This window comes from Pedobacter sp. (genome assembly GCF_965227205.1).
Classification (GTDB): domain Bacteria; phylum Bacteroidota; class Bacteroidia; order Sphingobacteriales; family Sphingobacteriaceae; genus Pedobacter.
The window spans coordinates 2,900,696-2,914,710 of record NZ_OZ245727.1 but is presented as its reverse complement, the minus strand read 5'-3'; the positions used below and the strand labels follow the sequence as shown (position 1 = coordinate 2,914,710).

The window sequence follows — 14,015 nt, the reverse complement described above, 5'->3', positions numbered from 1 at the left end:
AATTCATAGATAGCATTACTGATATGAAATCGATATATAAACACTTTATTATAGCTTTTGCTGTTCTTGCCATTGCGGGATGTAAAAAGCTTGACATAGCGCCAACCGACAGGTTTTCGGACCTGACCTTTTGGACTGTGGATGTCAATGTAACCAACGCACTCAACAACAATTATAGTCTGCTTTACAACAGTTCATTATATTTTGAGCCAGAAGCACTTTCCGACAACGCCTATTCTCCTTCAGGGGATTTAAATTTGATTGCCAGCGGAAACGCTACTTCGCTTACCGCAAAATTTGCAGGCGATTGGGCAAGTTATTACCGTACAATAAAATCGGTAAATATCTTCCTGGCGAATGTGGATCAGAATAAGACCCTTCCGCAGGCCACTATTACAAGGATGAAAGCAGAGAACCAGTTTATGAGGGCATTTGCCTTATTTAACCTGAGTAAATGGTATGGGGATGTACCGCTACCAGACCACGATCTTACACCTGAGGAAGCTCAGGTGATTCCGCGTACTTCGAAAGCTGCGGTTAGCGATTTTATAATTTCTCAGCTTGAGGCGGCAATACCAAATCTACCAAGTAAAGATCAGTTGCCGGCAAGCGAAAATGGCAGGATAACAAAAGGTGCTGCACTTGCGCTTCAAATGCGTACCCTGCTTTACCAGGGAAACAAAATGGCAGAGGTGGTAGCCGTTTGTGAAAAGCTGATTAACAACCAGGCAACTTATGGTACTTATTCATTAGCGTCTAGTTATAGTGCTTTATTCAGTGATCCGGCAACAAATAAAAACAATAACGAAAGTATACTCTCCCTGCAATACGTTCCAACGGTAAGGACCTGGCAGAATTTCTGGGATTTCGCTCCCAGAACAGTTGGTGGTAGGGTGAGCAACATGGCGCCAACACAGGAGCTTGTGGATGATTACATTATGCTCAATGGCAGAGGTATAAAAGAAGCTGGTTCGGGATATGTAGAAAGTAATCCATATGTTAATCGCGACCCACGCCTAACGGCTACCGTAGTTTATGACAGATATACATGGGTGAATGCAAATAATACGACCAAGACGATTTACATCAGGCCAGGTTCAGATCCTGTTCAGCCAGGTCTTGACGAATATTCACCAGGTTCGCAGAGCGCATCGGCTACAGGTTATTACTGGAGGAAATATTTTGATCCAATCGCATTGTCAAGCTTTGTATCAGGAAATAATCTGCATCTGTTTAGATATGCTGAAGTATTACTTACCTATGCGGAAGCCAAAAACAGTCTCGGGCAGATGGATGCTGCAGTTTGGACAAAAACCATTGGCGCCCTTCGCCAGCGGGCAGGATTCACAGAAGCTGGAGCGCTGAATTTTCCAGCCGGCGATTTGACGGCAATAATTCGCCGTGAGCGCCGGGCGGAGCTGGCTATGGAAGGTCTTCGCGTGGATGACATCAGGCGCTGGAAAGTTGCTGAAGTGACCATGAACGGTTATGCACATGGTGCACGCTTTGCGGCTGACCAAAGTGTTGACGGAGGTTATATCAGAACGCAACAGCGCAAGTTTAATCCACAGCGTGATTACCTATGGGCAGTGCCCTCCGGTGAAACTAGCCTTAATAAAAATCTAACACAAAATCCAGGATATCAATAATAAGGATATGAAAAATTTAAAAATAGTATTCGTTTTAGTACTTATGGCATGCATTGCTTTGAGTTCATGCAAAAAGGATGAAAAAGCACTCAATGAAAATATAAGTCCAGTTGGCGCACTGAATTTACCTGTAAACCAGGTTGCTATAAAGTTAACTCCTTCAAATGTATCTGCTGCTCAGCAATTCAAATGGACTGGCGCAACTCCGGAAGACGGTGGACTGATTTTATATGAGGTCGCATTTGATAAGGAAGGAGGCAATTTTTCAAACCCTGTGTTTAAAATCGTTTCTGATGGCGCTGGTGTGCAGCCTCAGGTAACTATATCTCACAAGGATTTAACAAAAATAGCTGCTCTGGCAGGAATAAACTCTTCTTCAACTGGTAAGGTAAACTGGACAGTAATCGCATCAAAAGCAAGTAGTAAAAAAATTGGTCAGGAAATCAGAACCTTGCAATTGGAGCGTCCTGCAGGTTTTGCGGAAGTCCCAACAGAGCTATATTTAACTGGTTCTGCTACCGAATCAGGAGCAGACATCAGCAAAGCAATTAAATTAAAGAAGATTGAAGAAGGCGTTTTCGAAGTGTATACAGCATTAAAGGCTGGCACTTATCAGCTTACCGATAAGCAAAGCCAGAGCGGAAGAATGTTTTTTACTGAAGGCACGCTAATTAAAGAGGGTACATCTTCAATCACCGTTTCAGGTAGCGCTAAACCTTATTATCTGAAATTTGATTTTAATGTTGCCACTGTAGTTGATGCTTCAGAAGTCCAGAGCGTTGGTTTATATATGTCTGCCTACGGTACTGAAATCGGTCAGCTCAGCTATACCTCTTCAGGTACCTGGCAATCAGGCAGTATTCCAATTGTTTTCTACCAGTTCTCCTGGGGAAGGGACGAGCGGTATAAGTTTGCGCTCCACACCTCGTCTGGCATACGCTACATGGGCAGCAGTAATGTAAACAATGTTAGCCCTGTTGGTCAGTCGGCTTCTTATTTCTACCTGAATGCGGTGACTAATGACCAGTGGAATAATACCTATAAATTTAATCCATCAGCGGATAACAAAAACATTACCGCAATGGTGAATTTAGGTGCATCAGGACCATACACTCACACCATCACTACTCAGTAAATAAAATGTTTACCACCGGCAGCGTTTGCCGGTGGATAAAATCTATACCATGAAATACAATCTAACCACTTTAAGCCTATTTATTCTGCTGTTTTTGAGCTCCTGCAAAAAAGAAGCAGCTACGATTCCTATGACACCTCCGCCAGTGGTGCCGCCGGTGGTTCCCGGTGCTCCGGTTAGCTATCTTCAGCTGGCAAAAGAGACGCATAATTTTACTGTTAATAACCTGCTAACGGCCAGTTATGGTTACCGTGCGAATACCACCTCCAAAGCCAACAACTGCTTTGAGTGGTACAATGTTAGCCAGATATATGCTGATGCTGCCATGATAGCTGCCGGTGAAACCAGCTACCTCACCTTCATGAACAATACGTTTAAATTTATGGAAAATATGTGGGATAAAAAGGACCTGCGTGGAGGTTATTTCGCATCGGTAAACCTGGATGGATCTGGCGCAGGGGGAGATAAATATGTAGATGACAATGCGCTGAGTGGTATGGTGTACCTTGAAGCTTATGAAGTGACAACCGGGACTGATAAACAGGCCTACCTTGCAAAAGCGAAGGCCTGTGGAGATTGGTTAATAAACAGTGGCTTGTGGGATAATGTTTACGGTGGTGGCTTTTACTGGAACACATTAAAGCCTGAAAAACCAACTCAGACAAACGGACTAACATTACAGCTGTTCCTTAGGTTGTATAGTTTAACAGGTGAATCAATATATCGTGACTGGGCACTTAAGGTGGATGCATGGCTTTCTGCAAAAATGTTCGATGCCAGTACGGGACTTTACATCTGGAAAATAGACGGAGCAGGGGAAGGAATCAAACATACCCAGAAATTTACCTATGATAATGCAATTATGGTTGAAGCTTATATATTGTATAGTAAAATCATGAATGATGCCTCATATTTAACCAAAGCTCAAAATCTGGGTAAGGCGATGAACGTTACACTTTGGAATGCTATTTACAAAGGATATGTATTTAATACGGCTGAAACCAGGATTAATCCCGCCTGGTGCGCCTGGGGTTCGCAGGCTATGATTCGTCTATATGAAGCGGATAAAAATGAAAACTGGCTTGTATATGCAAGAGAAAATATAAACCGTTTGAACATTGCAAACCGAAATACCACTAACTTGGGCTACTATTTTTTTGCAAGCTTCGACGGACAAAATCGTTCAACTGAAATGGAAACAGTAGATCAGGCATGGATGCAAAGAATCCAGGCCATGCTATCAAAATATTAAAAATATCCTAATCGTTATGAAAATCATTAACAAGTCAATATATTTTCTGCTCTTCTTTGCCTTATTGATGTCAGAAGCCTTTAGCCAGAATCTGCTAAAATATGTTAATCCTAATATCGGCACGGCACATAGCAGGTGGTTTTTCTATACTCCAGCTGCTGTTCCTTACGGTATGGCTAAACTTGCTCCATCTACCAATGGTAGTTATGGTAATGCCCAGGGCTGGGAGGCAGTAGGTTACGATACCCGCCACAATTCCATCGAAGGATTTGTTCATTTTCATGAGTGGCAGGTAGGTGGATTGAGTTTCATGCCAACAGCCGGAACAATCAAGACTGTTCCAGGCATCTTGGAAAAACCAGGCAGCGGATACAGGTCGGCTTTTGACAGAAAAAATGAAATTGCCGAACCGGGCTATTATTCAGTTATGCTTGATGATTTTAACATAAAAGCAGAACTAACTGCAACCAAAAGGGTAGGCCTTCACAGATATACCTTCCCTAAAAATGAGTCTTCCAGAGTTATTCTATCCGTCGGCGGAATTCAGGGAGAAAGTGGTCCGGTAACGGATGCCTCAGTTGAAATGGTTGATGATACCCATTTTAAGGGTTCTGTGATTACTTATCCCAAGTATGTTAAGAAATATGATGAAGGTGGAAGAGTGGCTATGTACTTTTTTGGTACGCTTAGTAAAAAACCAAACAGTGTAAGTGCAATTGAGAAAGAAATTGCCGTTCCTAATCAAACATCTTCAAAAGGCATTGGCGCAGGATTATTCCTAAATTATAATACGAATCAGAATGAAAAGGTTGAGATTAAAGTTGGACTTTCCTATACCTCAATCGCCAATGCAAAACTTAATTTAAATACTGAAGCTTCATTACTAGACTTTGATGCCGCTAAATTACTGGCCCAGCATCAATGGAGAACAGAATTAGGAAAATTAAGCGTTCAGGGCAAGAGCAATTCAGACAAAACGAAATTCTACACCGGACTTTACCATGCGCTGCTTGGTCGTGGAGTAGCAAGCGATGTAAATGGTCATTTTCCCAGGCATGACGGTTCCATTGGTCAGCTCCCTAAAGATGCTCAGGGTAAATTCAGTTACAATTTTATGAATACCGATGCCATCTGGGGCGGTTTCTGGAACATTACCCAGCTTTGGTCGTTATCTTATCCCAGCCATTACAATGATTTTGTTCATACGCAACTAGAAATTTATAAGGAAAGAGGCTGGTTCGGCGATGGTATAGCAAACAGCAATTTTGTATCCGGTGTTGGAACCAATTTTGTTGGTCTTGCTATATCGGGTGCTTATCAGGCGGGTATTCGTGATTATGATGTTAACTTAGCCTACAAAGCTGTTTTAGGTAATGAATTAAACTATGAAAAACGTTTGGTTGGATCTGGTAAAATGGATACCAAGGCTTTCGTTTCCAAAGGTTTCGTTCCTTATATGGATGCAGACATTACCGATTCTACGGGTTCGCATTTTTCAGGTTCTCATACTCTGGAATATAGTTACAGCGCATTTGCTGCTGCACAGTTTGCAAAAAAACTCGGAAAGCAAGCAGATTATGATAAGCTTATAAAACTGTCAAATGGCTGGAAGCTGATTTTTGATAAACAGCTTAAACTAGTTAGGCCTAAAAATGCGCAGGGTCAGTTCATAGATAAATTTGATCCATTGGAAGCCTGGCGTGGATTTCAGGAAGGTAATGCTACACAATATACATTTTATGTCCCACAAAATCCTAAAGCACTCATTGAGGAAATTGGAAATAAAACGTTCAACGACCGCCTGAACAATATCTTTGAAACTTCTCAGAAAAATGCTTTTGGTGGTGGCAAAACAATTGATGCCTTTGCCGGTATTCAAGCCCTTTATAATCATGGTAACCAACCAAATCTGCACATCAGCTGGCTGTTCAATTACTCGGCAGCGCCTTGGTTAACACAAAAGTGGACAAGGGCAATATGTGATGAATTCTACGGAACGGAAAGCATACATGGTTATGGGTATGGTCAGGATGAAGATCAGGGCCAGCTTGGTTCATGGTATGTAATGGCTTCAATCGGACTATTCGATGTAAAAGGGCTTACAGATGCCAAACCTACAATTCAGATTGGAAGCCCTGTATTTGACCATATTGAGGTAAGCCTGGGTAATGGTAAACATCTGGTTATCCAAACCAAAAAAAATAGTAAATCAAATGTGTATGTGCAGTCAGCGATTTGGAATGGGAAGGCGCTGAATAATACATGGTTGTATCGTGATGAACTTATGAAAGGCGGTACGCTTATATTAAGTATGGGCGATAAACCAAATAAAAACTGGGGTATTAAAGTACCACCTCCATCAAACCAGTAAAGCCAAACTTTAAATAGTTTAGATAATGAAATACTTTTTTCTAATAATCGGTTTAACCCTGAGCCAGCATAGTTTTGCCCAAAAGCTGAAACCTGCAAGTGAATATAAAAAAAGGGCGGATGAGATGTTCGAAAAAGTCTGGAAACTCTACCGATTGCCTGAACATCCAGGGCTTTTCAGTGAGCATTATCCAACTGGTTCAAAGGTCGATTTAGATTATTTTCAGGGTGCCGGAGTTAAAGAGAAGGAAGTGAGTTTTTTGTGGCCATTTTCTGGGATGTTCTCTGCTGCAAATGTCCTCATAAGGTATCCAGACTTGAAGTTGAGGTATCAGAAGTATCTTGATACCCTGGCCACAGGGATATGGAAATACCGGGATACAACCAGGGCACCAATAGGTTATCAGGCTTATCCTGCCACATTGGAACGTTCAGACAGATATTATGATGACAACGGAGTGGTTTGTATAGATTATGCAGAAGCTTATCTAAACACCAGAAATCCGGAATTTATCCGTAAAGGAAAAGAAGTTTTTGAATTTATCATTAGCGGTTGGGATAACAATTTAGGCGGAGGCGTGTATTGGTTGGAAGGACATAAAGACCAAAAGCCTGCCTGCAGCAACGGAATGGCAACGCTGGCAGCGCTGAAACTTTATCAAGCAACTAATGAGCAGAAGTATCTGGAATGGGGAAGGCGTTTCTATAATTGGATGCACTCCAAGATGAGAAACCCAAAAGGAATTTACTATAATGATGTGAAGATGGATGGTAAGCCTAATCCAACTTATTATACTTACAATACTGGCTCGATGCTGGAGTGTGCTATGCTGCTGTATAAATTCACCAGAGAAGCAAGTTACCTTAAAGAAGCGCAGTTAGTTGCTAAAAATTCACTTCGTTTTTTTTCGAAGCAAGAGCTGGGAGTAAGGCAATTTAATGTTGACTTGCCATGGTTTTTGACCGTACTTTTTCGGGGTTATGAATCGCTTTACCATGTCGATAACAACCCTGAGTATTTAAAAGCAGTTATTATTGATTTAGATCGGGCCTGGCAGAATGCTGCTGATACAAATGGCCTGTTGAGCGCAAAATGGGCAACCGATAAGAATGCTTTAAGAAAGCCAAAATGGTTATTAGATGAAGCTTGCATTGCGGAACTTTATGCAAGAGCCGGTCTTTTAAATTTAGCAAACAAATCGAAATGAGCAATAATATAATTCTTGGAGTTGATATTGGTGGTTCCCACATCAGTTCGGCACTAGTCAATATTAAAAACGGAAAAATTTTAGACGGCACTTCATTCAGGAAGAAGATTGATGCCCATGCAAAAACTGCAGAAATCATCAGTGTTTGGTGTGAGGTGATTGAGAAAAGTTTAAATACAGCAGAGCATTCTGGTGAAATCGGAATTGCAATGCCCGGACCATTCGATTATGGAAATGGTATATCCTATATGAAAGGCATGGGTAAATACGACGCCCTTTACGGGCTTGATGTTGGTCAGCTATTATTAAAAGAACTAGGAAGCAAAGTTAAGTCGCTCCGTTTTGTAAATGATGCGGGATGCTTTTTGCAGGGTGAGCTCAGTCACGGTTTGGCAGCGCCTTATTCGAGTGTGATGGGTTTCACTATTGGTACCGGATTTGGCTCCGCAAGAGGTATTAGTGGCCTTGCCAAAGATGCAAATTACTGGTGTCATCCTTTTATGGGGGGCATATGCGAAGATTTATTTTCCTCAAAATGGTTTGTAGCAAAATACAACCAGTATGCTGGTAAAACGACAACAAATGTGAAAGAACTTATTGAAAACGCTGATTGCGGCAATCCATTATTACAGGTGTTTGATGAATTCAGTATGAACATGGGTGTTTTTCTCACCCAGATTTATAAGAAGGAAAATTTTGACTGCGTAGTTTTGGGTGGAAACATTTCGAAAGCTTCAGCGTTGTTTCTACCTCAGCTAAAATATTACCTAAATACAATGTCTATTTCTTCTACTGTTTACATCTCTGCAAAAGGAGAAGATGCCGCTCTGATAGGCGCAGCCTGTTCGGTTGGTTAAAGGATAGCTTTTTGTTTTTAGGCAACTGGATGAATTGGTGAAAGATGGATGCTAGATATAATCTCTTTCGATACAAAAATCCCTAAAGTTACATATCGCTTAAAAGCTTTTGGGCTTAGTCGATTACCTTTGATAGTCAATTTGGAAAGCTCGAGCGAAAAAAATAGAGTTGTTTCATAGACAGCCCTAAATGAAAGCAATAACTTAATTTGTCCAAAGAAATCGACTGTGAACATTAAATTACATAATCTTAAAATACCTAGCCATATTCGTTTAATGTGATATAAATTAGGTTTAATTAATCTATATTCATTAAAATTGTTGCAAAAATTGCGAAACTGCTCTGATCAAATGAATGTATCCTTGCATTTAATCTTAAGAACTGGTTTTTCAATAAAAAATTGAGTATGGGTACTACTTCAAAAGAAATACTTTTATTAGGATGTTAAGATACTGGAAAATTAAAGCTTTAATAATCGCTATCCTTACAGGTTTACTGATGCTTACTACGGTTAGTAATTCCTTCGCTCAGCAAAAACAAAATCTTAAACTTTGGTATCTGCAGCCAGCTGAAAAATGGGTAGAAGCTTTGCCACTTGGCAATGGTAAATTAGGCGCAATGGTATATGGTAGGGTTGAAGAAGAATTAATTCAGTTAAACGAAAGCACGTTATGGAGTGGGGGACCAGTACCGAAAATTGTCAATCCATATGCACTTAAGTATTTGCCGCAAATTAGAGAAGCGCTCTTGCAAAATCAAAATTATGGTCTTGCTGATAAGCTTACCAGAAAAATGCAGGGATTCTATTCTCAATCTTTCTTGCCTATGGGAAATATTTCTATAAAGCAGGATTTTAAGGGCAAAAAGAACATTTCAGCTTACCAACGAAAATTAAGTTTAGATAGTGCAATAACATCAACCGTATTTACGGTTGATAATGTAAATTATTCACGAACTGCGTTTATTTCTGCTGCAGACCAAGTCTTGATAATCAAACTTAAAGTTAGTCAGAAAAAAATGTTGAATTTCTCTATTTCAGCTAATAGTCTTTTAAAAAATAAACAAGATGTTGGAACTGAAAAGGAACTTATTTTAAAAGGAAAAGCTCCAGCGAATGTTTTGCCAGTTTATTATAATCCGAAAAATGTTGAACCAGTAGTTTATAGAGATAGTTCCGGTTGCAATGGAATGAGATTTCAGTTCAGAATCAAGGTGGTTTCTTCCGATGGAAAAATTATTAAAGTTGATGACGCAATAAAGTTGAAAGATGCATCTGAAGCAACTATTTATGTTACCGCCGCAACCAGCTTTAACGGTTTTGATAAATGTCCCGATAGTGAAGGCTTCGATGAAAATCTTCTCGCTGCAGAAAGGCTTAAAGCGGCACTGAATAAAAAATATCCTGATTTGTTACGTCGCCATTTGGCTGATTATAAGCAATATTTTAATAGAGTTTCTTTACAACTTGGTAACGATCGATACGATTCGAAAAGTTCCATGCCCTCAGATGTTAGACTTAAAGCTTATTCTGCAGGAATTCCAGATCTTAATCTTGAAACAACCTATTTTCAGTTTGGAAGATATCTCTTAATCTCGTCTTCACGCCCTGGAGGTCCGCCAGCTAATTTACAAGGAATTTGGAACAACGCTTTAAGACCGCCATGGAGCTCTAATTACACGATAAATATCAATACGCAGATGAATTATTGGCCGTCAGAGGTAACTAATTTATCCGAAATGCATGTTCCCCTGCTCAAGTTTATTAGTGATTTATCTCAATCTGGTAAATCAACTGCTAAAGAATTTTATGGAACTAGAGGCTGGGTAGCCAATCACAATTCAGATATTTGGGCGCTTAGTAATCCTGTTGGCGACTTTGGTGAAGGAGATCCGCTATGGGCAAATTGGCCGATGGGTGGAAACTGGCTTTGTCAACACCTTTTTGAGCATTATCAATTTTCGCAGGATAAGGAGTTCTTGAAAAAAGTTTATCCGATTATGAAATCTGCAGCTGAGTTCAGTTTAGATTGGCTTGTGGAAACAAATGATGGTTATTTGGTTACAGCTCCTTCAACCTCACCAGAAAACGCATTCTATGACAAAGACAAAAAAGTACAATCTGTATCAATAGCAACCACAATGGATATGTCAATTATTCGAGATCTGTTTAGTAACGTAATCGAATCGGCAAAAATTCTGAATGTAGATAAGAATTTCAGGGATACATTAATTTCTAAAACCCAGAAATTGTATCCATTACAAATTGGTAAAAATGGTCAGTTGCTAGAATGGTATAAAGATTTGGAAGAAACCGACATTCATCACCGCCACGTCTCACATCTTTTTGGACTTTATCCAGGAAAAGAAATTACGCCCGACAAGCCTGAGTTTTTTAAGGCTGCTGCAAAATCATTAACCACCCGTGGAGATGATGGAACTGGTTGGAGCAGAGGTTGGAAAATTAATTGGTGGGCTCGGTTAAAGGATGGAGACCATGCATATTTACTGCTCAGAAAGTTATTAAATTATGTTGATGCAGAGGAGAGATCCAAAGGTGGTACTTATGCTAATTTCTTTGATGCCCATCCACCTTTTCAGATAGATGGTAATTTCGCCGGAACTGCTGGGATTGCTGAAATGCTTTTACAAAGTTATAATGGCGTAATCGAAATGCTACCTGCACTTCCATCGGTGTGGAACCAAGGGAGGATTTCAGGACTAAAAGCTAGAGGTGGCTTTACTGTAGATATTCAATGGAAAAACAGAACCGTAGTTAAGAGCATAATTAAATCGGTAAAAAATGGTGAATGTGTAATCAAATCTGCCAGTCCGCTGCAATTGAAACAATTAAATATTCGTTCGAAGAAATTAGATGGTGTTTACATATTAACATTTCAAGCTAAAGTTGGAAAGATATATGAACTTATTTCATTAGCAAACTAATCCAATAATACTCGGCGATTGGCTACATATTCGGCTGAAACCCTGCTAGGCTGTTTAAATCTAAATTTTATAAATATTTGCGTGCAGAATTTACCTGGGGGTTAAATAGATAAACGGAGTACATTTACCTCTCGGTCAGTGCATCGGAAATCTCCAGCCAAAGCTTTAAAAATGATAGTATTAAATTTTAAAGTTCATTGATTATAAATTTGATTAAACCCATTAATATTATAAACTGCCCAGATTTAACCTTTTTCCACCAGCTTTCTCAGGTGCTCCTCGATTTTGGGAATTTCGTATTCATCGGGCATAACAATATTGTTTTGCGCATCGAGCAAGTAAACCGATGGAATGGCGTACAAGTTGTATGTTGAGTTTATTAACTTACTATCACCAGGAAGATTTGACAAGTTCATCCATCCCATTGCTTCCTGCTTCATAGCTAATTTCCATGCTGCAATATCGTGATCGGTCGATATACTCACCAAATTTATGCCTTTTGCCTTATAAGTTTGATGAATCTTCTTAAGTTCTGGTATCTCTTTACGGCAAGGCCCGCACCAACTAGCCCAAAATATAACTAAGGTTCCATTCTTACCCTTTACATCATCAAGGGTCCATTTCTTGCCTACTGCATCACTGTAATTGAATTGAGGGAATACAGCGCCGCGTACTAGTTTGCCAGTCTGTTTGGTGAAATTTATTAATGATTTTCCTTTCGGTGTTTCCAATGTACTCTTTGAAAACTTAGCGGAGATTTCTTCCAACTCTGAAGGTGTGAAACGACTGGCGTTCTGATAAACATTCAGCAAAATAATCCAGCTCGACGGGTATTGCTCTGCTAGTTTGTTAAGCTTCTTTTTAAATGATTCTAGACTGTCCTTTTTTGCGCTTAACGCTGCCGCTAACAATTTAGAGTCATTTTTCTTATCAGCTTCATCCATTCTTTTATTTACACCTGAAATATTAGGGCCTAATAATCCGTATCTCATATTTAGTTCATTCTCTAAAGAACCATCAATATTTAAGCCTTCCGGGTTTTTTATATCCCCTGAAATATTAATGTATCCATTTTCAAGGATGAAACTCCTGCTTTTTCTTTTGCTGTTAAAGTTATTTTTAAATACAAAGGTTTCTTTCTTTTTAGTTAAAGTATCAATGTAACAAATGCCGGAAGCCCAGGACGCATCAGCAAGTAATGTATCGCGCTTTAGTTTTGCTTTACCGTTAGTTATAGTAGCTGAATCAATGTTTGGCCAATAAGCTTTTTGTATCGCATTATTTTTCATGGTGTACAGATAAACTTTGTTAGTATTGATATTTGAGACATCAATATCAATTTCGTAACCAATCTTACTTTGTTGGCTGTAGCAGTTATTACTTAATGAGATTGCAATGCATAAGGCGAAGATATTTCATAAAGAGCAGAATTAATTTTTTACAATTTAAAAATAAAAACTATAAATCGTTGCTCACACTGTTTATTATGATTTTACGATGTCAAGCAAATTTGATACTGTACTTAAGTGGAAAAAATCAAACTATACCTAAACATTTATGTTCTCAAGTTACATTAACTAATAAAACCATGAAAACTTTAAAATTAACACTGATCGCGTCTGCATTTTTATTTTTAGCTGCGTGCAACAACAATACTGAAGAAAAAAGTAGAGAGTCAGAGGTAAATACGGACACCATTGATACCACCGCAACCGGCAATCAGGAAATGAGGGATACAAGTCATATCGATTCATCAACTAGGACTTTACCGCCAAACTAATAAATAAAATATTGCGAAAATTATCCGCTTCAGATCACTCGATTTGGTGTAATTGCGCTGGATTTTATTTTTGAATATCTTCAGTCGTTCACAAAATTCTTTAGAAAATGTTGAAGTGGTAACTTTGACTGATAGATAATGTCTACAGGGCTCAAACTAGATTATCATGCCTAGAAGAATCTCCAGTTCAATAAGCGTTTATTGGTCGAATTCCAATAGGTAAACCAACTTCACAAAACCTTTATGCAGCATATATGTATTTAATATAAAAATTTTATGGAAAATAGTAGGGATAGTAAAACTGAAAAAGAAATTGTTCAGGATCTTAGAGAGGTGCGAGAAAGTGTCAAAAAAGATTCTTCCAAGAAATTTGATCCGGACGAAGTGAAGTCACAAATTGATGACCTGGCAGATCAGGTGAAGAGTAGCGATGCAGATAGCGATTCATCTATTGGGGAAAAATCAGCTGAAACTCAAAAACAAGAGCAAAATAAAGGTAGCGACGCTGCCAAAGATTAAGGTTTGATCATAATATAAAATTAGAAATCATGGCAAAAAACAAACAGGGATCTGAAAAAGAAACCAAAGACTCCGAGGAGAAAACCGACGAATCAAAATCCGTTTCGTCATCTAGAAAAAAGAAATCGACAACAAAGTCATCAGGCAAGAAGGCTGACTTTGAAAATCCAACCGATGATCCCGCCTAACGCTTAATAGCAGCATCAATTTCAGGATTTTATAGATTAATTCTCCATAATCAATTCCGAACCATGAGGTAAATGTCGCGTGGGAATGCAAATAATCTGGGCACAAAAAAACC

General features: G+C 39.2%; 11 protein-coding genes. 10 read left to right on the top strand and 1 reads right to left on the bottom strand.

Annotated features, from left to right (window positions below):
• Positions 1–23 precede the first annotated feature (23 nt).
• The 7 genes from ACO05K_RS12345 to ACO05K_RS12315 all read left to right on the top strand — a co-directional run bounded on the left by ACO05K_RS12345 (position 24) and on the right by ACO05K_RS12315 (position 11,415).
• A complete protein-coding gene (locus ACO05K_RS12345; protein ID WP_421944736.1) occupies positions 24–1,649 on the top strand; it encodes a RagB/SusD family nutrient uptake outer membrane protein in 1,626 nt (541 codons plus the stop codon).
• A 7-nt stretch (positions 1,650–1,656) separates the two neighbouring features.
• Positions 1,657–2,784: a SusE domain-containing protein gene (locus tag ACO05K_RS12340; protein WP_421944735.1), complete on the top strand. Its 1,128-nt coding sequence runs from the start codon at positions 1,657–1,659 to the stop codon at positions 2,782–2,784.
• 130 nt (positions 2,785–2,914) lie between these two features.
• Positions 2,915–4,036 (top strand): glycoside hydrolase family 76 protein, encoded by a 1,122-nt coding sequence (locus tag ACO05K_RS12335; RefSeq protein ID WP_421944734.1) that lies wholly within the window; start codon positions 2,915–2,917, stop codon positions 4,034–4,036.
• 16 nt (positions 4,037–4,052) lie between these two features.
• Positions 4,053–6,407 carry a GH92 family glycosyl hydrolase gene (locus ACO05K_RS12330; RefSeq protein WP_421944733.1) on the top strand — a complete coding sequence of 785 codons (2,355 nt, stop codon included), beginning with the start codon at positions 4,053–4,055 and terminating at the stop codon, positions 6,405–6,407.
• A gap of 25 nt (positions 6,408–6,432) precedes the next feature.
• The gene (locus ACO05K_RS12325; protein WP_421944732.1) at positions 6,433–7,614 is read left to right on the top strand and encodes a glycoside hydrolase family 76 protein; all 1,182 of its coding nucleotides are present in this window, start codon (positions 6,433–6,435) and stop codon (positions 7,612–7,614) included.
• Complete coding sequence (locus ACO05K_RS12320; RefSeq protein WP_421944731.1) at positions 7,611–8,471, top strand: ROK family protein; 861 nt, start codon at positions 7,611–7,613, stop codon at positions 8,469–8,471. The genes ACO05K_RS12325 and ACO05K_RS12320 overlap by 4 nt, the downstream gene beginning before the upstream one ends.
• A 442-nt stretch (positions 8,472–8,913) precedes the next feature.
• A complete protein-coding gene (locus tag ACO05K_RS12315; RefSeq protein WP_421944730.1) occupies positions 8,914–11,415 on the top strand; it encodes a glycoside hydrolase family 95 protein in 2,502 nt (833 codons plus the stop codon).
• 245 nt (positions 11,416–11,660) lie between these two features.
• On the opposite strand, the gene ACO05K_RS12310 is transcribed toward ACO05K_RS12315, so the two are convergent.
• On the bottom strand, positions 11,661–12,704 hold the full coding sequence (locus ACO05K_RS12310; RefSeq protein WP_421944729.1) for a TlpA family protein disulfide reductase: 1,044 nt from the start codon (positions 12,702–12,704) through the stop codon (positions 11,661–11,663).
• 299 nt (positions 12,705–13,003) lie between these two features.
• Between ACO05K_RS12310 and ACO05K_RS12305 the strand changes: the two genes are divergently transcribed.
• From ACO05K_RS12305 to ACO05K_RS12295, 3 genes are all read left to right on the top strand, one after another.
• Entirely contained in the window at positions 13,004–13,195 is a 192-nt protein-coding gene (locus ACO05K_RS12305; protein ID WP_421944728.1) for a hypothetical protein, read from the top strand.
• Positions 13,196–13,471: 276 nt separating this feature from the next.
• The gene (locus ACO05K_RS12300; protein ID WP_421944727.1) at positions 13,472–13,714 is read left to right on the top strand and encodes a hypothetical protein; all 243 of its coding nucleotides are present in this window, start codon (positions 13,472–13,474) and stop codon (positions 13,712–13,714) included.
• A 29-nt stretch (positions 13,715–13,743) separates the two neighbouring features.
• Complete coding sequence (locus tag ACO05K_RS12295; RefSeq protein ID WP_421944726.1) at positions 13,744–13,902, top strand: hypothetical protein; 159 nt, start codon at positions 13,744–13,746, stop codon at positions 13,900–13,902.
• The last annotated feature ends 113 nt before the right edge of the window (positions 13,903–14,015 follow it).

What these genes read in the sequence shown, in the direction of transcription:
- ACO05K_RS12345 (WP_421944736.1), top strand. Translation starts at nt 24, where the DNA reads ATGAAATCGATATATAAACACTTTATTATAGCTTTTGCTGTTCTTGCC.
- ACO05K_RS12340 (WP_421944735.1), top strand. Translation starts at nt 1,657, where the DNA reads ATGAAAAATTTAAAAATAGTATTCGTTTTAGTACTTATGGCATGCATT.
- ACO05K_RS12335 (WP_421944734.1), top strand. Translation starts at nt 2,915, where the DNA reads ATGACACCTCCGCCAGTGGTGCCGCCGGTGGTTCCCGGTGCTCCGGTT.
- ACO05K_RS12330 (WP_421944733.1), top strand. Translation starts at nt 4,053, where the DNA reads ATGAAAATCATTAACAAGTCAATATATTTTCTGCTCTTCTTTGCCTTA.
- ACO05K_RS12325 (WP_421944732.1), top strand. Translation starts at nt 6,433, where the DNA reads ATGAAATACTTTTTTCTAATAATCGGTTTAACCCTGAGCCAGCATAGT.
- ACO05K_RS12320 (WP_421944731.1), top strand. Translation starts at nt 7,611, where the DNA reads ATGAGCAATAATATAATTCTTGGAGTTGATATTGGTGGTTCCCACATC.
- ACO05K_RS12315 (WP_421944730.1), top strand. Translation starts at nt 8,914, where the DNA reads ATGTTAAGATACTGGAAAATTAAAGCTTTAATAATCGCTATCCTTACA.
- ACO05K_RS12310 (WP_421944729.1), bottom strand. Translation starts at nt 12,704, where the DNA reads ATGAAAAATAATGCGATACAAAAAGCTTATTGGCCAAACATTGATTCA.
- ACO05K_RS12305 (WP_421944728.1), top strand. Translation starts at nt 13,004, where the DNA reads ATGAAAACTTTAAAATTAACACTGATCGCGTCTGCATTTTTATTTTTA.
- ACO05K_RS12300 (WP_421944727.1), top strand. Translation starts at nt 13,472, where the DNA reads ATGGAAAATAGTAGGGATAGTAAAACTGAAAAAGAAATTGTTCAGGAT.
- ACO05K_RS12295 (WP_421944726.1), top strand. Translation starts at nt 13,744, where the DNA reads ATGGCAAAAAACAAACAGGGATCTGAAAAAGAAACCAAAGACTCCGAG.